A 16,883-nucleotide genomic window follows, 5' to 3' on the forward strand; every position below is an offset into this window, starting at 1 on the left:
ATGTGCCCAGCACTACCGATGGCGGCTCAATCCGTGAGCCACCACACCATTTCCGCAAACGGCATCGACTGGATCTCGGCGGCGGAAAATCCGGTTTCCGCCGCCAGACGTTTCGCCGCCGACTTGATCACGCTGGGGTTAAAGCCCGTCGTCGTTGTCCATGCGAAAATAGCCGGCCTGTAAGCGGTTAAAATCCACCAGCTTCAGCCCCTCCAGATCCGAGACAGGCGCACCGGACAACGCAGCAAACAACACCAGCTCGCGCTGCTCATCGTCACCCCCCACTTCACGGTTGGCCGCTCGTACGTCGCCCACGGTCGGTGAACGCAGGGCAAGCTTGTCGACGGTCACGCCGTTGATCTCGCTCGGGCACGACAGCGTCACCAGCACCTGATCGGTGGTCAGCGACAACCACGCCGGCATCGAGTCCGAATAATCGGTTTTCGGTACCAGGTGCGAATACGCCGTTTGCACGCGGCGATAATCCGTCAGTTTGAGGCCTTCCAGATCCTTCAGTCCGACTTCGGCGAGACCTGCGAACAGCATCAGCTCGCGCTGTTCGTCGTCGCCGTTGGCAGCACGGTCAGCCGCGCGCACTTCACGCACGGTCGGGTTACGCAAGTTCAGCGTTTCTACATCGATGCTGTTGGCTTTGGTTGGACGGGTTAGCGTCACGACGGCACCGAGTGCACTGAGCGACAGCCAGGCCGGCAGGTTTTGAGCGATTGCTTGTGTCATCTGAATCTATTCCTTACAGGCCGAGCGCCTGACGCACTTCGAGGAGTTGGTCTTTGCCGTCGATCACTTGAATGCCGGCGACCATGTCGATCTCGTACATCAGGCGCCCGTCGATTTCGAGCTTGTAGTACGTGACCGCAACGGCATGTTTGATCTCGGCAGCATCCCCCGCTTTCCAGTCACCCAGATCGACCTCTTTGAGCCGGCCGCGCAGGGTGGCGACGACCGCCGTTACCGCGCCCTTTTGGCCCTTGAAGGCACCACGAAACGTGGCGTTGAACGCCGTGCCGTCAGCCAGGCCGAAGTATTTGAGCGACTCGCGGCGCACGCCCTTGGTAACAAACGAGGCTTCCATTTTTTCCAGCCCCTGATCCATCTCGATGGGGCCGGCCATGCCGCCCCCACGATATTCGTCGGTCTTGGTGGTCAGCTTGGGCAGCGTCAGGCTGGGCACGTCGCCGGAGAAGTTCACGCCGTCGACGAACAGGTTGGTGTTGTACAAAGTCTGAGGAATCATTGGCTACGCCCCCTTAGGCTGCTTCAAGCACTTCGGTCATCCACTGATCGGTGACTTCGAAAAGGAAATTTGGGTTCTCTGCCGGCGGCACGTCGGTGAAACGGATACGCCAATACACCTTGCCTTGGGCGATCTGGCTGGTCGTGTTCAGTTCGGTGTCGGGGAACACTTCAAAGTTGATGATCGCGCCCTGGGCTTTCAGGTCGGCCATGAAAGCGTTGAGACCATTGGTGACATCGGTCACGTAGGTCTTGGTGATCGAGCGGTCGACCGCCCATTTGTGCCCGGCCTGCACCGCATCCATGAGAATGAACAGCGTGCGAACGCGGGTAACGAATGCCCACTTCGGATCGCTCGACAGCGTACGGTTGCCCCACAGGCGGTAACCGTCGTCGCGAATGATCGTGGTGATATTGGCGTTGTTGAGCAGGTTGGCCCGGCAAGTCTCGTCGCCGTCCAGGTACTCGACCGCGCGACCGGTGCCGGTGATGCCGGTCAACTCCTTGTTCGATGGCGAAGCCCAGAAACCGTACTCAGCATCCGTCCAGGCAAACAGGCCCGCCGCCCAAGCCGAACCCGGTGCGTCGACGGTCTTGCTGGTAATGGTGTCCCAATACTTGACGCCCGGATCGACCATGAACAGGTTGCGACTGCCGAAGTTATCGGCGTAGGCCATAGCGGCCTCGTCGGTCGTGCCCGGGCCATCGATGATGCCAATGGCGCGCAGCTTCTGCGCCAAGCTATCGAGCGCCGTGGCCACCGCCTGAGTCGCCGTATGACCCGGCGCGATCAACAGCCGCGGTTGCGCATTGAACATGCTTTTACCGTCGAGCAACGCCTGTAAGCCCGTACGTTGACCGGACTCCAAAACACCGCCGATGATCGCCGAGGTTTGCAGCGCAGGGTCTTCCAGCTTGGCCACGCCGATGGCGACGATCACCGCCTTGGCTTTGACGTAGATCGCCTGACAGGCCTTGGTGATTGCCGAGTCGGGACCGAAAGCGGCGATGGCTTCGCGCTCGGTGGTGATCAACTTCAGCTCACCCGCCTTGGCTGTACCGCCGCCGAGGACACCCGGGGTGAACGTGTCACACAGACCGATAATCGACGACGACGGCAGCGAGATGGTGCGCGCGCCAGTGTCGACCGACGTGGTCGTGACGCCGTGGAAAAAACTCATAAGGGTCAGTCTCCAGAAACGAAAAAGCCCCGCATAAGCGAGGCTGTGAGGGTGTTCGTGTTACGCGTAACGGAAAAGAAAACGCCCCGTCAGTGCGGGGCGTTTATTGGGCTTGCTCGATCAGCCAGGGCGGCGCGATCGGGCGATGCTCAGAGAGCGGGAACTGCGAGCCTTGCGGCCAGTCGCGCAACTGCCGGCGGTAAGCCTGCAGCTCAGCGTACTGATCGACCGTGAGCGAGGTCGCACCGCCCTCCTCGAGTTCGTCACGGTGCCGGGAAACCAGCGGATCGGTCAGAGCCAACTGGGCATCCCGCCAGGTGCGCTCAGTTTCGGCCAGCGCCTCTGCATCAAGTGGCGGCGGATCAATCAGCACCGGTTGACCGTTGGGCCGTGACGACATCATTTTGGGACTGGTCGACAGCTCATTGAGCAGCGATTGCCAAATACTTTCCGACACCTCGACTACGTCCGCCGGCATGTCTTCGCCATTGATCTCAAGGGTATAAGCCCCGCACGTGGTCGGACTGAAATACACAACTTTACTCATGATCAATTCCCCAATGCTCGCCACCACACCGTCCAGTTGACCGCCGACGCACCCGCCGCATTTTGCAAGCGCACCGTGCAACCGGTCTTGGTCACCGTCGACCCCATAACAGCGCTCATCAAACTCAACGAACCCACATGAACAGGGATGATGCTGAGGCAGGAGTTTGGGAACGGGACAGGGAATGTGATGTAAGCGTATCCGTTAGCATCCGTAAGGCCCGAACCCCACTGATCGATCAAACCCGACGGTTGCCGCTGATAACCACTCCCCAGAATCGAAGACACTCCCGACCCGCCTACAGCAAGCCAGCCAACCCCCGAAGAGATGAATTCCGACGCAACGCCGTTACCCAACACCACGTTGGGTGAGCCAGCCGCATTGCCATTTGGCCCGGAAACGTTGCCGTTGATAGACCTTACAGTGCAGGTGGTCATTGACCCCGCTTGTATGTAAATACGGCTACCGCCGGGCAGCAGCGCGCAGTCCGGCAGCGTGAGAGTGACAGCCGCACCGCTTGTATAGACGTACTTGCCGACATCAGCCGCCGTCAATACCGTATTTGCAGCGTAGTTAACATAACCGGCCAAACTACCCGCTGCACGCTGCACAAACTCGGTAGTCGCCAATGACTTGCCGCTGTCGAATTGCGGCTGCGTCTCCCAATGCGGCCCCCGCAAAATCGGCGAATACTTCAGCGCGCCATCACCCCCTTCCAGCGCCCAGCCCTGACCGTTATTCAAGCGCCGGAAGGCCGAGATTGTCGATTGAGGCTGAGTGAACGGCCCCAACGCGCCGTTGATCGCAATCAGAGACTGCCCGGCCTTCGCCTTGAAGGTCGCACCATTCAACCCCGCGAGAACCGTAACGACTGCCCCCTGAGGAACAGTGCTCGCATCCGGTAGGGTGACGCTCGACCCCGCCCCCCCGGGCGCCACCAAGCGCCCAACATCAGCCGGCGATAAATCAACGCTCCCGGGATAGGTCACCAGATCTGCATAACTCCCCTGCGCTCGCTGGGCGAACTCGGTCGTCGCAAGCGATTTGCTGTTGTCGAACTGCGCCGGCGTCGGGGCTGTCGGGTTGCCGCCGAAACTCGGCGAAAACAACCGGGCAAACCCGTCTGTAATGTCTTTGAACGTCAGCGCGGTAGTGCCAACGACAATCGGGCCATCTGTCACCAGTTGCCAAATCGTATCGGCCTGCGTCGCCCCGGTCTCGACCGCCACTGTCAGGTTGGGCGTCACCTTGGCGCTGTTATCCGCATCCTTGGCCCGCACCCAGGCACCCACCGCCACCACATACGGCCCGTTATCCTTGGCGGCCGCCTGATTTTTTACCAGCACCCGATCACCGGACGCGAGCGCGACACCGTCAATCGTCTGCAGACCGACCAGACTGATGTTGGCAGTGGTAGCGGCGCGCACCGACTGCTTAATGTCGAGCTTGCTCAGCTCGTCCAGAATGCGCGAATCGACGTATTCACGCGTCGCCAGCACCACGGCCGGGTCGATCTTGAGGGTGATGTTCCCGGTAATGGACACCACAAAATTCATCCGCACCACTTGCGTGCGGCCGGAGCCTTGCGAAAGCAGCGGCTTGAAGCTCGGCGCACAGTTGGCCACCGCCACCAGGTCCCCGTCCGCGTCGTACAGGCCGATTTCGCGAATCCACTTACCGCCCTCGTCGGCCGGAATGATTTGCTCGGCGATGATCACCGCCGAGTTGACCGGGTCAACCCGTAGCTGATTCAACGGCTTGCGCCGCCACTCATTGAGCAACTTAGTCTGATCGGCCGACGGGATCGGATTCGGCGGATCGGCCAACCCGCCCGGGTTCGCATCGCCGACCCCCATTTCCGTGAGCTTCCAGGCAATGCCAAGCGCGTCAGCATTCGCCTGCTTAGCCATCCCCACTTTCGTGAGGATCGCGAAAAACTGCGAATTCGCATCAATCATAATAAACGTCCAGGGTGTCTATGGTGTGTTCGCGGCCGACCACGCCAATGCTGCCAGTGACCTCAATGTCACGCATGACGGGCGGGTAAACGTCGATTTCGTCGCCGTCGTAAAGGGACACGGCAATGTCAAAATTGCCTTGGGTTTCGAGGCTGATCGCCAGCCCGGTCAGTTGCCGGGTGACGGGCTTGGCGTCGTCAATCAGGCGTTCTAACTCCTGATACATTTCCTCGGTGATACCGGTATCGAGAACGCCCACCTTCAGCGCGAAAGTGCCCGGCACACCCTCGGGCACCGTCTGGAACCACTCGACGATCTCAATCAGGTAGCCCAGCGGCTCGACCACGCGGCGCAGCGCGCCGATGGTGCCCTTGTGTTTGTGAATGTAGAAAGACGCCTTGATGGCCGCGCGCTTGGTTGCCTCAGACCATCGGTAGTCCCAGCGATCGACCGACCACGCCCACGCCAGATGCGGCAGCAGGTGCAACGGGCAGGTGTCGGGGTTGTAGAGGTCGCGCAGTGGGACAATCGTCTTTTCGAAAAACGCGGCCTCCATGGCCCGTTCCAGTTGCGTGCTGTTGAGCGGCAGTAGACTTTTCATATCAGCCCGCCAGCCTCACGCTGTAGCGCGTACAGAACGCCGCTTGCGCCTTGGTCGGGACCAAGTCCTGCCAACCGACCAACTCAACCCGGGCAACGCCGGCAACGTGCAACTGAGCGTCAACAGCAGAGCGAGCGACCTCGACGCCCAGCCGCTTGCGTGGATTGATCCAAGCTGCCAAGCGGTTTTTGGCCTCGGCCAAACTGGCATCCGCTTCCGGACCAGCGCTGGCCATGTGCAAGATGGCGTCAATCTCGTAACGGATCACCTCTGCGCTCTGCACAGTCACGCGATCACCAACCGGACGGACGTCATCGTCATTCAGAGCAGCGGCCACAGTCGCCAGCAGCTCCGGCGGCGCTTCGCCTTCCCCGTCCAACCCCAGCACCGTGACCGTGACGTAACAGGGCTTCGGGCTTTCGGCCGTGGCATCTGCCACCAATCCCGAGGCATTGCGTGCATGCAGGATGTAGCTGTTACGCGGGCCGGCCGTGGTCAAGCCCTCATAGGCCAACTGAATGCGCTCGCGAAACGGGTCGTCGTCTTCCATGACCTTGGGCACTGGTGGCACTGCCAGCAGATCCTCGGGCTGAATGACCAGGCGCTTCAGATTGACGTTGGCCCCCAAGTGATCGAGGTCACCGCGAATGGCGTGCGCCAGCAATAGCGCCTTGCCGGCGTCATTGACTCGGGCGCGGTTACCGACCTTGTTGTAAGCCCCGACCTCAAGCACTTTGACCACTGGGTCGCTTTCCAGCGCGGCCGTCCAGTTGTCGCCCATGTACCCGCGAAACACGCTCAGCCCGTCCTGATAAACCTCTTCGAAGTCCAGAGGCTCCAGCACGGTCGGGGCTGGCAGCGAAGACAGATCTACGGTACTCATGCGGCCACCTCCAACGTGACGCTGTCGCCCAGGTACTTCCCGACGATTTGCAAATTGATTTGCCCGCCAATGACGGAAATGACCCGCACCTGATCCAACTTCAAACGCGGCTCCCAGCGCCCCAAAGCGCGGGCAACCTCAGCCTGTACGGCGCTTTTCCAGCCTTCGTTGATGGGCAAATCGACAAACCGCCGCAGCTTGCTGCCGTATTCCATACGGTGCCGGCGACTGCCCAGCGGCGTGCTCAAGATGTCGGCGATGGATTGGCGAAGGTGCTCGATGCCGGATATGGGTAAGCCGGTGTGGCGATCCATTCCGATCATCGATGTCACTCCTTGAACGGCTCGTATTCGTCGCTGGCTTTCAGGAACTTGACCGCTTCGATGTCGGAGGCCGGCACCACGACCGTCGCCTTGTCGACCGGATAAGAACGGTCAGTGCCGGGGACGATCAACAGTCGCGACGTGTAGAGCTTGTCGCGGTATTTCAAGAGTTCGGGCGATGAGAACGGTGAGGATGCAATTGCCAGTTCCGAGGACGCTTGCACCTCGGTGACGGTCGTATCGATCTTGGCCATCTGTTTCTCCAGGCATGAAAAAGCCCGCACTGGGCGGGCTGTCGTGAGTTGAAATTAATGCGTGTGGTGATTACTGTTGCCGGTGGCGTCAATGATCGCGCCGGCGCTGGTGATGCCCTTAGTAACGTGTAGCGCACCGTCGATCATCACCGCCGCTTTCAGATTGATGTTGCCGGTAGTCACGCTCACGGTCGCATCGGTTACGACCGCTTCGGTGCTGGCCACTTTGATGGTGACCGTACCGCTCGGCAGGGTGATGCTGTAGCTCTTGGCCTGCCAGTCGTAGATCAGCGAGCCGCCGTCATCAAAACGCCAGACCTCGACGTGGTCGCGATTATCTGGAGGCGGTCCGGCATTGCCATACAGGCCCGGGACAAAGGTGCCTTGCGACACGTCACCGCTGGGACTGATCAAACTGCCCTGCTCGCCCAAAGACGGCGCCCGCCAGTGCCTGGCCTTGCCCGCCGCAATGCTGTGCCACCGCACCCAAGCGCTGACCCATTCACTGCCGTCCGACACGCGACATACCGGCGGCGAAGCGGACAGATCCACCGCGACCACGTAGCAAGCCTTTACCGCCCCCGCGATCATGCGGTCATGCTGGGCGCTTGCGTAACTCACGGTAGATCCTCAGGCCTGAATGGCCCGTCACCAGGCTCAACATCAAACACCAACGTTCCCGGCGGTTCGTCCGACCATGGCCATTCCTCAACGCCGAGATAAACCTGCTGAGTCCACTCCACCAGCCAAACGGTGTATCCATCCAGGTGCGGCTGGGTCCAGTCCTGCAGCGATTGCACAAACTCGGCAGGCTCAACTGCTAGCCCCCATGTTTGCCCACGCAGCAGCACCGCCAGCTGAGTCGCTAATTGCACGGCCTGTTGATGATGGTGCGGCTTGATTGGGTCGACGATGATGCGGGCCTCGAACTTGAAGATGAGCGAGGTTTCGCCGGTACCGATATCGGTACCCGGCTCGATCTCGGCCACCTCCAAGAACACCGCTGGCAGCAACACGCGATCCTTAATGTCTGGCCAGGCTGTGACGGCCTGCACGCCAGGCAAGTGGGTACGCAAATGCTGTTCTACCGCCCGATAAAGCTGGTCCAAGCTGAAGGGTTCGTCAGACATTACCGATCCTCTTGAGGTATTTCTGCAGCTCAAAGTTGAGTTCCTGTTTGAGGATCTCCAGCAGACGCTCATCCGCCTTTTTGACCCAGCTGTCGAAGTGCGGCCGGGCTTGCTCCAGCGATACCTTGGCCTTGGCCAGCGGGAAACGACTGCCGTTTTCGGCGACCCAACCCGAACTCGGCCCGCGACCAGGTGACACCGTGCTGTCGGGGTAGTCGTCCGCGTTGAAATGCTTGCTGGCTGTGCGGATCCAGATGTCGGGCTTGTTGCCGTAGACCTTCTTGAGGAAAGCCCCTTGGTAACGCCGCCCCGCTACTGACACGCCGCTGCCGCTTTGTCGCGCCCGGCCGATCCGGCTGGACTCGATGGCGTTCAAACCGAACCACAGTTTGCCGCTCGCAGCCCCGCCGGAAACTGGATAGCTGCGCAACCGCTGACGCACCGCCGAAACAGCAATGCGCTCCGACCGGCTGACCGCTCGGGCAATGTGCGTGCGCAACCAACCCAACGTCTTGTTGATCGCGCGCCGATGCGCCGCAGCGGCCGCTTTCGGTACCACCTTGGCAAAGTCCTGGAACGCCTGAAAGTCAGCGGCCGAGGATTGGATGGAGATCATCCCGCCCCCGGCCGAGGGTTTGAAATAGCTGCCGACACTCATGGGCGCAACCTCAGAATGAGGGCGACCAGGCCGTCGCCGCTCGGTTCGAGCTGAATCAGGTCGTAGTCACCGCCGCCATCCAAGGCGGGCAAATCAACGCTGACCAGCATGCCCTGCTGCAGACCTTGCGAATCGCTGACACGGATCTCGAAGCGCGGCTCGCGCAACCCGGTGTTGAGCTTGCCGAACTTGGGTTGCAGCCAGGGTGCGGCGAACATGCCGAACACTGGCTCTTCGCGACCCTCAATCCGTGCGGTATCGCCCAGCGTTTCGAACACCACCGCATCGACCTCGGCGATCAGGTCGCGAAAGCCCACGGTCAGAGTTCCAGAAGGACCTGCGCACGCGGTCGGGTGCACAGGTGCAGCGGGTTGGACTGCGCTTCACCGGCCATGCCTTTGTTGAAGGGCAGCGGCTCGATCATGCTGTAGTACGGAATGCCCTGTGTGTTGACCGTTTCCATGTAGTCGGCCGGTGCGAACACAGAGATATAAAGGTCGGGGACGCCTTCGGGAACCAGCAGCGCCTTGTCGTCATGAACAAAGGAAACGCCCGCCACCTTGCCACGGTAGCGTTCCCAGATGATGCCGCCGAACTCGAAGCTTTCACGGGCGTCACCGCGCAGTGCCGCTGCCTGCTGACTGTTGAGGTAGGTCTCTTTGACCGACTTGTGAACGATCAGCTTGTTCCAGAAGTTCTTGCCGCAGAAGGCGCGAGAACCGGTGCTGGTCACACTGCCGAGTGCGTCTTCCTGCATGTCCAGCGCTTCACCGCACTTGACCCGCAGTTCGGTACTGGCGTCAGCCAGCCCCATGGACAACTTCTGACGCTGCACACCGAAGCGTTCATAGAGATCCAGCAGAACGGTCTTGCCATCGGCGTCAAGGATCTGGCCATTCAGTGCGCCCATACGCTGGAATTCGTGCGTGGCGTCCAACTGTCGCCGCGCCTTGGCCAGGCGCGCGTTGACCACGTCCTGCACTGCCTGGAGCTCAGTGCGAGTGCCGAAGGCACGGATGCCTTGGATCTCGTCGGCCTTGATGGTGAACCGCTCCGGCAGGTGCACGGTGTTGAACGGGATCAGGTTGCGCTTGCTGGCAGCAACCACCAGGCCAGAACCACCACGCTCACCAGCAGGCACCAGGGCCAGGGTGTCACCGTCCTTTTCAATCTGCACGGTCAGGGTCGTGATGCCTTCCTCGCGGAACAGCCCCAAGCCGCTGATGCGCCCTGGCAGGTATGGTTGATCATTGAGTGCAGCGGTCAGCGAGGTAACGGTAAATGCTTCGTCGTCAAAAATGGCGATATCGGCCATGGGTACTCTCCAGAAACGAAAAATCCCGCACGTAGCGGGATGCATATAAAAGAAGGAAACGCTTTAGCGAACGATCAGCGAATGTGCGGCCAAGGCTTTCTCAGCGGCCAGATCGAGACCAGTCAAGTGCGCTTCGCTGACCTCGGCCAGCCGCACCACGGCGCGACCGCGACGCACCACGTCGGATTCGCCGAGCGGGCCGTAAAGAATGGCGACAGCGTTTTCTGTGCCGTCCTCTGCCGTTGGGTTGTACGGTGCGAATTCGCCGCTGGCAGTCACTAACCCGAGAATTTGTCCCGGCCACAATGCTGGACCCGCCGCAACATTGATCGCTTCGCGCGAGATCGTGCCAGCGCCCTCGGACAGCAGGAATTCACCTGCGTGCATCGGTTCCTGTTTGATGGTCATGCTCGTGCTCCTTTCGCGCCGCGCGCGGTTCCAGTTTGAGCCGCTTGGCGAGCAGCCCAAATCGAGTTGGGGTCAGGTTGTTTGGCCAGCACCTTGGGTGCCGGGTCGTCCGCCAGCGGGAGACTGTTGTCGATTTCAAAGCCTTTGCCGCTGGTGACAATCTTGTCGAACAGACGCGCCCGAACCGCCGCCGCATCCAGACCGGCCGCGACATACTCGGCGCTGAATTCCGGCAGACGCGCAGCGACGCAGAGGTCGTTCACCGCCTTGGCGCGAGCCAGGCCGGCGAGCACGATTTCCTCGCTTTCGAGCTGGGTAGAATTGAGCAGCGGCTCGACCAGATTGCTGATGCCCGCCGCCGTGCAACGCTGAGTAATCATCAGTGCCAACTTTGCCGAGTCGACCACAGGCGGCACCAGGGGAGGATCGACAGGTTCAAGTTCGGGATCCGGTTCAGGCGGCTCGTCGAGCTGGGCCACCAACTCAACCGGAGCGTGCTGGAACCGTTGCAACACCGCGCCTTGGCCGAGGCATGCTTTGACCTTGATGCCGTCGCCGACTTCGTCTGCAAGACCAAGAGCCACCGCTTCGTTAGCAGTCAGCCAGGTTTCGGCATCAACCATCCGCCGCAGCTCAGCATCATCGATGTCAGGCGCCTTGGCCTTATAGGCCGCGATGATCGCCTCCAAGGTTTGATCCAATACATCAGCGACCCGGCGGAAATCCTCAGCGCCCCCGCCTGCATAGGTGTATGGGTTGTGAATCATCAACATGGCGTTCGCCGCGATGACTACGCGGTGTGCACCGCATACGGCCACACTGGCCGCACTCGCGGCCAGTGCATCGATTCGCCCGGTGCAGCGCTCGCCCAGACGCGACAGCGCATTGTGCATGGCCAGTCCGTCGAACAGGTCGCCGCCGATACTGTTGAACGCGGCTATCACCGGAGACACACCATCATCCATGGCGCGCAGATCCTGCACGAACTGGTTGGCAGTGATGCCCCACGCGCCGATCTCGCCATAGACGAAAACCTCGATCACTCGCTCGGTGGCTTCTCCGCTGGCCTGCAGGGCGTACCAGGTCTTGTCCTGAACCTCGACGCGCTTGCCCGCGCGGTTGTAAATGCGCGGTCGCGCTTGTTTGCTCATGGTTGCTCCTTGTCGTCGGTGTCTTCGACGGCATCAAGGGTGTTGTAGTTGAGGCCCAGTTTTGTGGCCCGTGCCAGATCGGCGGCGTTTTCCAGATCGACCGTTTCGGCGTCGTAGCCGGTGCGCAGCACCATCTCACTGCGCGAGGCAAAGCCGGCTTGCACTTCCATACGGCGTGCCTGCACGTCCTGCACTGGCTGGATATAGGCCCAGCCTTGCGGGACCCAGCGAGTGCGCAGGTACTGGCGGCGTTTCTGTGCGTAATCGTCCAGCACCAGGACGCCAGACAACACCGCCATGTCCATCCACGCAGCCCGCACTGGACGGCAGAGCTGATGCACGTACACGCTGAATTGCAGCTGTTCCAGACGGCGCCGAAACTCGTTGAGCACCACCCGAAGCGCTCGGTCGTTGATGCCGCGCATGTCGCCGGTGAGGATCTCGTAAGGCGTTCCCGACCCTGCTGCTGCAGCCATCAGTTGCTGCCGCATGAAGTCCGGGTAGTTGTTGCCGGCGTCTGGCGGTTTGGAGAACTCAACCTCCTCGCCTGCCCCCAGTTCCTGCATGGTGCCGGGTTCGAGCGCAACCATCGGCGTGAAGCCATCGCGGTCCAGATCCAGCAAGGCGCCGGTAACGGGGTCGCGGGGTTGTTGCCCCGACTCCGGAGCCGGCCGCTTGATGAAACCAGCGAACAGGTTGGCCACTTCCTGACGGAACAGCACCGCGTCGTCGTAATTGTCGAGACTGCGCAGGCGCTTGAGCACTGGCGACAATCGCGGCACGCCCCGCAACTGGCCTGGCTCCACCGGTTCGAAGATGTGCAGCACCTGAGCCGCCGGCACGCGCACCAACTGGTTGTAACCGGCGTTCAGCGAGGCTGCATCGCGCGGATGCGACAAATACATCCAGTACGCCACACGCTTGCCGCCTGGGGTGAACTCGATACCGGCACGGATCACGTTGCCGTTTTTGGTGGATTCGAATTTGTCGTGCGGCACAAATTCCGGTGCGAGGATCTGCAGCTGCAGAGGAACGGCCAAGCCTTCATCAAGCCCGCGCGGACGCAACCGTACGAAGCATTCGCCCGAGGTTTCAACCGTGCGCGCCACCAGCCCCTGCTGGCCGTAAAAGTCGGTGCGATCATCCGCATCCGACTCATCGACCCAATCCCCCCACAGCTCCTGCAGTAGTTTGCGCAAGGCATCGTCATCAGTCGTCGGCCGAGGGGTGATGCCCGTGCCGATCAGGTTGCTGACGCGCTTGTCGATGACATTGAAGGCATACGGGTCATTGCGAACCGCCGCCCGCGAGCGCGACCGAAGATTGCGCAGAGCCGGGGTGTTGATGCTGTTGATCCCATTGTCGGGAGCATCCCAGCCGGTGGAGCGGCGCCCTTCCCCAGCGCCTTCGTAGCTGGCCTTGATGTTGGACGGCAGGACAAATCCGTTACGGGTCAACGTTGGGAAATTTCGGGCCATCAGACCCCCTTCCCTGCATGGTAAAGCCGGACCACGCGCGAACGTGGCCCGGCAGCGCTGGCAAGCGAAGAGCGTATTTCTTCGCGAGCCTTGAGCAGCTCATCGACCGTGCGGTATTCCACGGTACGGTCGGTGTAGCGCACAGTTTTCTCACCGCGTGCGATGGCCGCCTCAACCGCGTCGAGGTGCTTTTTCGTAAAGGACATATCAGCGTCTCTTCAGGTAGCCGCTGGCAGAGCTGCGGCGTTGAGGGGGTGCTGCCGGTCGCGCTTGCGTAACCGGTGCAGCGGGTGGTGGTGCGGGCTGGGCTTGGCGTACAGCAGCAGGCGCCGGTGTTTGCTCAACATCAAGTCGCTCGCCCTGAACAGGCTTGATGCTCAAGGCGTCATCGAACAAACCGGACTGGGCCAGGGCTTGTCGCACCCGGTCCCAATCGTGTTCCTGGTAGCGGTTGATGCCGAGGTAATGCGCCATGGCGAGGCAGTACACCATCAGGTCGAGCGCTTCGTTGCGCTCGGCCTTGCCCTTCACCCATTCGATGCGCTTGTGGCCGCGTACGTAGCGCACGACTTTGCGTTCGGCGACGCACTGGGCGAAGAATTCGTCCGGCAGGTCGTTGGCAAAGTGCAGCGATCCCGGACCGTCCGGGAATGGATAACGGTTGTAGATCCAGTCTTTGGCGGTGTCGGTGCCGACGAACCACAGCTCGGCGCCGTTGCGTTCGGTCTGGCCTTTCCACGTCACGTCGACCATGGATGGGCGCTGCGCGATCACTGGCCTGCCAGGTTTGCTTGCGCCCTTGATGGCAAAGATGTTGCGCCAGCGTCGAACGCGGCAGAACTGGTAGACCTCATCGGTGTGATGTCCGCCGGAGTCGACACCCACGGCGAGAATCGCGAGACCCACACCGCAGGGATGCCGGTAACGGGCCTTGAGTTTCTCGTCTAGCACCGCCCAGGTGCGTTCGTCTGCCGGGTCGCCCCAGATGATTTGGTGGTCAACAACCCAGCGCTCCATGCCGACACCGAAGCCCATCACCATCAACTCCAGACGGTTGGCCTGAACGTCCACGGCGCCGGTCAGCATCAGCACACCTGACGGCATCGCGCCGAGGGTGTAGTTCTCCAGCCGCGCCCGAGCGATCAGCACCTCGGCCTTGGTCTGTTCGAGTGCACTGTCCCAGACCTTCGCGAGACGGGTGTTGTAGAACACCTGCATCAGGCTCGTATCACCTTGAGCCTGGGCTTTTTTGGCGTCCTCAAATTCGATGGCAAGCGAAGCCCAGTCCATCCACCCGGTCGGCGAGTACAGCGCGTTGAGATGAAAGCCAACGGTCTTGCCGTCGCCAGCCGCATGGGCGCGCCACTCGCCTCGGGCAAGCATGTCGCTCTTGTGGTGTTCCTCAATGAGCACGTCGCATTCAGGTGCTGCGCACTCGTAATGCACAGTGCTGAGGTCCTTGCTGTAGTGCAGCCGCTCCCATTCCAGCACTTGCATGTGGCCGCAAGTGGGGCACGGCACGTAGTAGTGTCGCTGGTCGCTGGACTCGAACAGATCCGCAATTCGCGAGGCTCCCTTGATCGTTGGCGAGCTGGAAAAGTAGATCTTGGCGTTACGACCGAAGTTGGTCGCCCGCGTCTCAGCCAGCCGGATCGGGTCACCTTCCTGGCCGACGTCGTTCTCCCAACGGTCAACCTCATCGCCGTAGATGTAACGTGCCGATAGCTCAGACAGGTTGGCCGCAGAACCGGCGGTGGTGACATACAGCGAACCGCCCTCGAACTCCTTGGTGTCCATCGTGTTGCGCGCATCCCGTGAACGGGTGGCAGCGACTCGCTCGCGTAAAACGGGTGTGGCTTTGATGGTTTTGCTGATTCGCCCCGAGACCCGCTTTGACAGGCTCAGGCTGGGCAGAAGCGCCAGGATGTTCGATGGCGCCATGTGGATAAGACCGCCCATCCAGTTCAGGGCGATCTGGGTTTTCATCAATTGCGAAGCCACCATGGTGACCACGCGCCTGCAAGGGTGAGCCGGCGACAGGCAGCGCATAGGCTCTCGTGCATAAGGTGTGCGAGAGGTGCGGTACTGGCCGGGCTCAGGGGCACCGGTGTCACGCGGGATCCGCATGTACTCATCGGCCCATTCATCGATCCAGAGATCGGGGTCCGGGCGTAGTCCACGGAAATAAGCCTCACGGTACACCTCTGCACCGTCAGGAAATTCCGTGTGCATAGGTTCAGTCCGGTGTCATGGCGTGCTCAAGGTCTGCTGAAGAGAGCCGCTCGGCTTCCTCCAGCGTTCGACGGAAGGTGGCGGTCAGGTGTTTTTCGATCAGCCAAGGATCGGTCATGGCCGCCAGGTCATGGGACAGCTGCGGTAACGGACCGAAAAGCTGATCGCGCAGCAAGCGGCCGGCGTTGTAGGCACCTGTTTCGACCGCTTCTTTGGAGACCAGCGAGCCTTGGGCTTTGCCCAGCTCGATCTCCGCCAACTTGGCCATGTTGTGCTCACGCAGGGCGCGGGCCTTTTGAAAGTCGGGCTGCTTGCCATCGCCAGTGAGAACCTGCGGCGGCGCAGCCGTGGAAGTCGGCTCAGTCTGGGTGGACAGTTGGCTGTAAACGTCACGCTGAATCCGGTCCTGCTGGTGTCGTTCGGCGACGGCGACCTTGCTCGGGTCTGCGGTGTCACGAATCAGCGCTTCGGTGGCATGTACATCAACCTGTTTGCCGTTGGGCGAAAGTACCAAACGGTTGTTGTCTTTCAGCCAAGTGATGTAACTCGGCGACCTGCCGAGCCGGGCCGCGAAGGCACTCTTCGACAGGTAGGTTGGTTCTGTCATGAGTCCTCCTTCTTCAACGTATTTCAATGAATCCTTTCAAGATTTCAATGATTGAAATTTCAGTAAGCTGGGGGCGCTCCCGCTAACAGTTTCCCGCGGGTTTCCGACCCCGTACCCACCGAATAACCCCAGGGTCCCCGGCGGTTTCAGGCTGGCCCGCCGCCATTCGGCGGGACATCGCACACGCCAAGCCGCTTGGCAGCCCAGCGTTCGTACAAACCGATGGCAACATCTGCACCGGCCATTGCCGTGAGGCAACCCAAGGCGCCCGCCGTCCAGAGTGACATGCCCGCCGCGATCATCAGCATCATTGCCGAGACTCCGCAGACAATGCAGGCACCGGATCGAAGCGCGAGCCTACGCAACAACGCCCAGCCCCGCGCGCCATCCTTGTCTGCCCGCCACATCTCCCCCGATACGCCACCGACCAGAGCCAGGACGATCACTAACCAGATCGGCATTTCTGCCAGTGCTTGTTGCTCGCTTGTCATCGCCTACCCCATGAACGCAAAAACCCGGCGCAATGGCCGGGTTTGGTGGTGTGGTGCCTGCCGCTCTCTGCGGTCGCACCTATCGAAGATGACTACTTTTTACAGGTCGATTCCGGTGGCAGCAACCCTGTTTTAATGCCACCCGGTGAATAAGTGGGTAACGCAGGGTGAACGCCTAGCGAATGTCGGCGAATACACCACCACGGCATTCTGTTGTTTCTATGGTGTCCCATACGTCCCACTTTTCAGAATCGAAGTGGGACGCCTGCGAGCGCCTGAATTCGGGGCTTCGCCCCACTGTCCTACTTATCTTTCTTCTTTCTCGTGTAAAGGAAGAATTTTAAAGAACACGCGTTCGCGCGTAAGCGCGTAGCGCTCGCCCGCTACGCTCACACGGGCGGGAGGCACTTCT

The 16,883-nt window shown here is 60.9% G+C and carries 21 protein-coding genes; all 21 read right to left on the bottom strand.

All coding sequences use genetic code 11. From position 1 onward, the window contains the following. Positions 1-138 precede the first annotated feature (138 nt). The 21 genes from JWU58_RS27445 to JWU58_RS19010 all read right to left on the bottom strand — a co-directional run bounded on the left by JWU58_RS27445 (position 139) and on the right by JWU58_RS19010 (position 16,471). Positions 139-738, bottom strand: coding sequence for a phage tail assembly protein (locus JWU58_RS27445; protein ID WP_206420773.1), 600 nt, complete (start codon positions 736-738; stop codon positions 139-141). A gap of 13 nt (positions 739-751) precedes the next feature. Beyond that, positions 752-1,255 (bottom strand): phage major tail tube protein, encoded by a 504-nt coding sequence (locus JWU58_RS18915; protein ID WP_073473004.1) that lies wholly within the window; start codon positions 1,253-1,255, stop codon positions 752-754. Positions 1,256-1,268: 13 nt separating this feature from the next. Next, a complete protein-coding gene (locus tag JWU58_RS18920) occupies positions 1,269-2,435 on the bottom strand; it encodes a phage tail sheath subtilisin-like domain-containing protein (RefSeq protein ID WP_206420774.1) in 1,167 nt (388 codons plus the stop codon). 103 nt (positions 2,436-2,538) lie between these two features. Beyond that, on the bottom strand, positions 2,539-2,982 hold the full coding sequence (locus tag JWU58_RS18925; RefSeq protein ID WP_206420775.1) for a tail fiber assembly protein: 444 nt from the start codon (positions 2,980-2,982) through the stop codon (positions 2,539-2,541). A gap of 2 nt (positions 2,983-2,984) precedes the next feature. Further along, positions 2,985-4,940, bottom strand: a complete 1,956-nt coding sequence (locus JWU58_RS18930) for a phage tail protein (protein WP_206420776.1) — start codon at positions 4,938-4,940, stop codon at positions 2,985-2,987. After that, positions 4,933-5,541, bottom strand: coding sequence for a phage tail protein I (locus tag JWU58_RS18935; protein ID WP_206420777.1), 609 nt, complete (start codon positions 5,539-5,541; stop codon positions 4,933-4,935). The genes JWU58_RS18930 and JWU58_RS18935 overlap by 8 nt, the downstream gene beginning before the upstream one ends. Before the next feature lies 1 nt (position 5,542). Beyond that, positions 5,543-6,424 (bottom strand): baseplate assembly protein, encoded by an 882-nt coding sequence (locus JWU58_RS18940; RefSeq protein ID WP_206420778.1) that lies wholly within the window; start codon positions 6,422-6,424, stop codon positions 5,543-5,545. After that, positions 6,421-6,747: a GPW/gp25 family protein gene (locus JWU58_RS18945; RefSeq protein ID WP_122505839.1), complete on the bottom strand. Its 327-nt coding sequence runs from the start codon at positions 6,745-6,747 to the stop codon at positions 6,421-6,423. The genes JWU58_RS18940 and JWU58_RS18945 overlap by 4 nt, the downstream gene beginning before the upstream one ends. Before the next feature lie 5 nt (positions 6,748-6,752). Further along, a complete protein-coding gene (locus JWU58_RS18950; protein WP_241196132.1) occupies positions 6,753-7,001 on the bottom strand; it encodes a hypothetical protein in 249 nt (82 codons plus the stop codon). A gap of 54 nt (positions 7,002-7,055) precedes the next feature. Next, positions 7,056-7,622 carry a phage baseplate assembly protein V gene (locus JWU58_RS18955; protein ID WP_206420779.1) on the bottom strand — a complete coding sequence of 189 codons (567 nt, stop codon included), beginning with the start codon at positions 7,620-7,622 and terminating at the stop codon, positions 7,056-7,058. After that, positions 7,619-8,131 (bottom strand): hypothetical protein, encoded by a 513-nt coding sequence (locus tag JWU58_RS18960; RefSeq protein WP_206420780.1) that lies wholly within the window; start codon positions 8,129-8,131, stop codon positions 7,619-7,621. Before JWU58_RS18960 ends, JWU58_RS18955 begins: the two co-directional genes overlap by 4 nt. Next, entirely contained in the window at positions 8,124-8,789 is a 666-nt protein-coding gene (locus JWU58_RS18965; protein ID WP_206420781.1) for a hypothetical protein, read from the bottom strand. Before JWU58_RS18965 ends, JWU58_RS18960 begins: the two co-directional genes overlap by 8 nt. Further along, on the bottom strand, positions 8,786-9,106 hold the full coding sequence (locus JWU58_RS18970; RefSeq protein WP_130910911.1) for a head-tail joining protein: 321 nt from the start codon (positions 9,104-9,106) through the stop codon (positions 8,786-8,788). Before JWU58_RS18970 ends, JWU58_RS18965 begins: the two co-directional genes overlap by 4 nt. Before the next feature lie 2 nt (positions 9,107-9,108). Next, positions 9,109-10,104 (bottom strand): major capsid protein, encoded by a 996-nt coding sequence (locus tag JWU58_RS18975; protein WP_206420782.1) that lies wholly within the window; start codon positions 10,102-10,104, stop codon positions 9,109-9,111. 63 nt (positions 10,105-10,167) lie between these two features. Beyond that, entirely contained in the window at positions 10,168-10,512 is a 345-nt protein-coding gene (locus JWU58_RS18980; RefSeq protein WP_102902291.1) for a head decoration protein, read from the bottom strand. Further along, a complete protein-coding gene (locus JWU58_RS18985) occupies positions 10,509-11,663 on the bottom strand; it encodes a head maturation protease, ClpP-related (protein ID WP_206420783.1) in 1,155 nt (384 codons plus the stop codon). The genes JWU58_RS18980 and JWU58_RS18985 overlap by 4 nt, the downstream gene beginning before the upstream one ends. Next, complete coding sequence (locus JWU58_RS18990; RefSeq protein ID WP_206420784.1) at positions 11,660-13,141, bottom strand: phage portal protein; 1,482 nt, start codon at positions 13,139-13,141, stop codon at positions 11,660-11,662. Before JWU58_RS18990 ends, JWU58_RS18985 begins: the two co-directional genes overlap by 4 nt. After that, positions 13,141-13,347, bottom strand: a complete 207-nt coding sequence (locus JWU58_RS18995; RefSeq protein WP_008087653.1) for a phage head-tail joining protein — start codon at positions 13,345-13,347, stop codon at positions 13,141-13,143. The genes JWU58_RS18990 and JWU58_RS18995 overlap by 1 nt, the downstream gene beginning before the upstream one ends. A gap of 1 nt (position 13,348) precedes the next feature. Next, complete coding sequence (locus tag JWU58_RS19000; protein WP_206420785.1) at positions 13,349-15,373, bottom strand: phage terminase large subunit family protein; 2,025 nt, start codon at positions 15,371-15,373, stop codon at positions 13,349-13,351. A gap of 4 nt (positions 15,374-15,377) precedes the next feature. After that, a complete protein-coding gene (locus JWU58_RS19005) occupies positions 15,378-15,980 on the bottom strand; it encodes a terminase small subunit (RefSeq protein WP_206420786.1) in 603 nt (200 codons plus the stop codon). Positions 15,981-16,126: 146 nt separating this feature from the next. Beyond that, positions 16,127-16,471: a phage holin family protein gene (locus JWU58_RS19010; protein ID WP_206420787.1), complete on the bottom strand. Its 345-nt coding sequence runs from the start codon at positions 16,469-16,471 to the stop codon at positions 16,127-16,129. Positions 16,472-16,883 lie beyond the last annotated feature (412 nt).

The organism is Pseudomonas atacamensis, assembly GCF_017167965.1.
Taxonomy (GTDB): Bacteria; Pseudomonadota; Gammaproteobacteria; order Pseudomonadales; family Pseudomonadaceae; genus Aquipseudomonas; species Aquipseudomonas atacamensis.

What these genes read in the sequence shown, in the direction of transcription:
- JWU58_RS18980 (WP_102902291.1), bottom strand. Translation starts at nt 10,512, where the DNA reads ATGACCATCAAACAGGAACCGATGCACGCAGGTGAATTCCTGCTGTCC.
- JWU58_RS18975 (WP_206420782.1), bottom strand. Translation starts at nt 10,104, where the DNA reads ATGGCCGATATCGCCATTTTTGACGACGAAGCATTTACCGTTACCTCG.
- JWU58_RS18990 (WP_206420784.1), bottom strand. Translation starts at nt 13,141, where the DNA reads ATGGCCCGAAATTTCCCAACGTTGACCCGTAACGGATTTGTCCTGCCG.
- JWU58_RS18960 (WP_206420780.1), bottom strand. Translation starts at nt 8,131, where the DNA reads ATGTCTGACGAACCCTTCAGCTTGGACCAGCTTTATCGGGCGGTAGAA.
- JWU58_RS18925 (WP_206420775.1), bottom strand. Translation starts at nt 2,982, where the DNA reads ATGAGTAAAGTTGTGTATTTCAGTCCGACCACGTGCGGGGCTTATACC.
- JWU58_RS18915 (WP_073473004.1), bottom strand. Translation starts at nt 1,255, where the DNA reads ATGATTCCTCAGACTTTGTACAACACCAACCTGTTCGTCGACGGCGTG.
- JWU58_RS18965 (WP_206420781.1), bottom strand. Translation starts at nt 8,789, where the DNA reads ATGAGTGTCGGCAGCTATTTCAAACCCTCGGCCGGGGGCGGGATGATC.
- JWU58_RS19000 (WP_206420785.1), bottom strand. Translation starts at nt 15,373, where the DNA reads ATGCACACGGAATTTCCTGACGGTGCAGAGGTGTACCGTGAGGCTTAT.
- JWU58_RS18945 (WP_122505839.1), bottom strand. Translation starts at nt 6,747, where the DNA reads ATGATCGGAATGGATCGCCACACCGGCTTACCCATATCCGGCATCGAG.
- JWU58_RS18985 (WP_206420783.1), bottom strand. Translation starts at nt 11,663, where the DNA reads ATGAGCAAACAAGCGCGACCGCGCATTTACAACCGCGCGGGCAAGCGC.
- JWU58_RS18930 (WP_206420776.1), bottom strand. Translation starts at nt 4,940, where the DNA reads ATGATTGATGCGAATTCGCAGTTTTTCGCGATCCTCACGAAAGTGGGG.
- JWU58_RS18935 (WP_206420777.1), bottom strand. Translation starts at nt 5,541, where the DNA reads ATGAAAAGTCTACTGCCGCTCAACAGCACGCAACTGGAACGGGCCATG.
- JWU58_RS18950 (WP_241196132.1), bottom strand. Translation starts at nt 7,001, where the DNA reads ATGGCCAAGATCGATACGACCGTCACCGAGGTGCAAGCGTCCTCGGAA.
- JWU58_RS27445 (WP_206420773.1), bottom strand. Translation starts at nt 738, where the DNA reads ATGACACAAGCAATCGCTCAAAACCTGCCGGCCTGGCTGTCGCTCAGT.
- JWU58_RS18940 (WP_206420778.1), bottom strand. Translation starts at nt 6,424, where the DNA reads ATGAGTACCGTAGATCTGTCTTCGCTGCCAGCCCCGACCGTGCTGGAG.
- JWU58_RS18995 (WP_008087653.1), bottom strand. Translation starts at nt 13,347, where the DNA reads ATGTCCTTTACGAAAAAGCACCTCGACGCGGTTGAGGCGGCCATCGCA.
- JWU58_RS19010 (WP_206420787.1), bottom strand. Translation starts at nt 16,471, where the DNA reads ATGACAAGCGAGCAACAAGCACTGGCAGAAATGCCGATCTGGTTAGTG.
- JWU58_RS19005 (WP_206420786.1), bottom strand. Translation starts at nt 15,980, where the DNA reads ATGACAGAACCAACCTACCTGTCGAAGAGTGCCTTCGCGGCCCGGCTC.
- JWU58_RS18920 (WP_206420774.1), bottom strand. Translation starts at nt 2,435, where the DNA reads ATGAGTTTTTTCCACGGCGTCACGACCACGTCGGTCGACACTGGCGCG.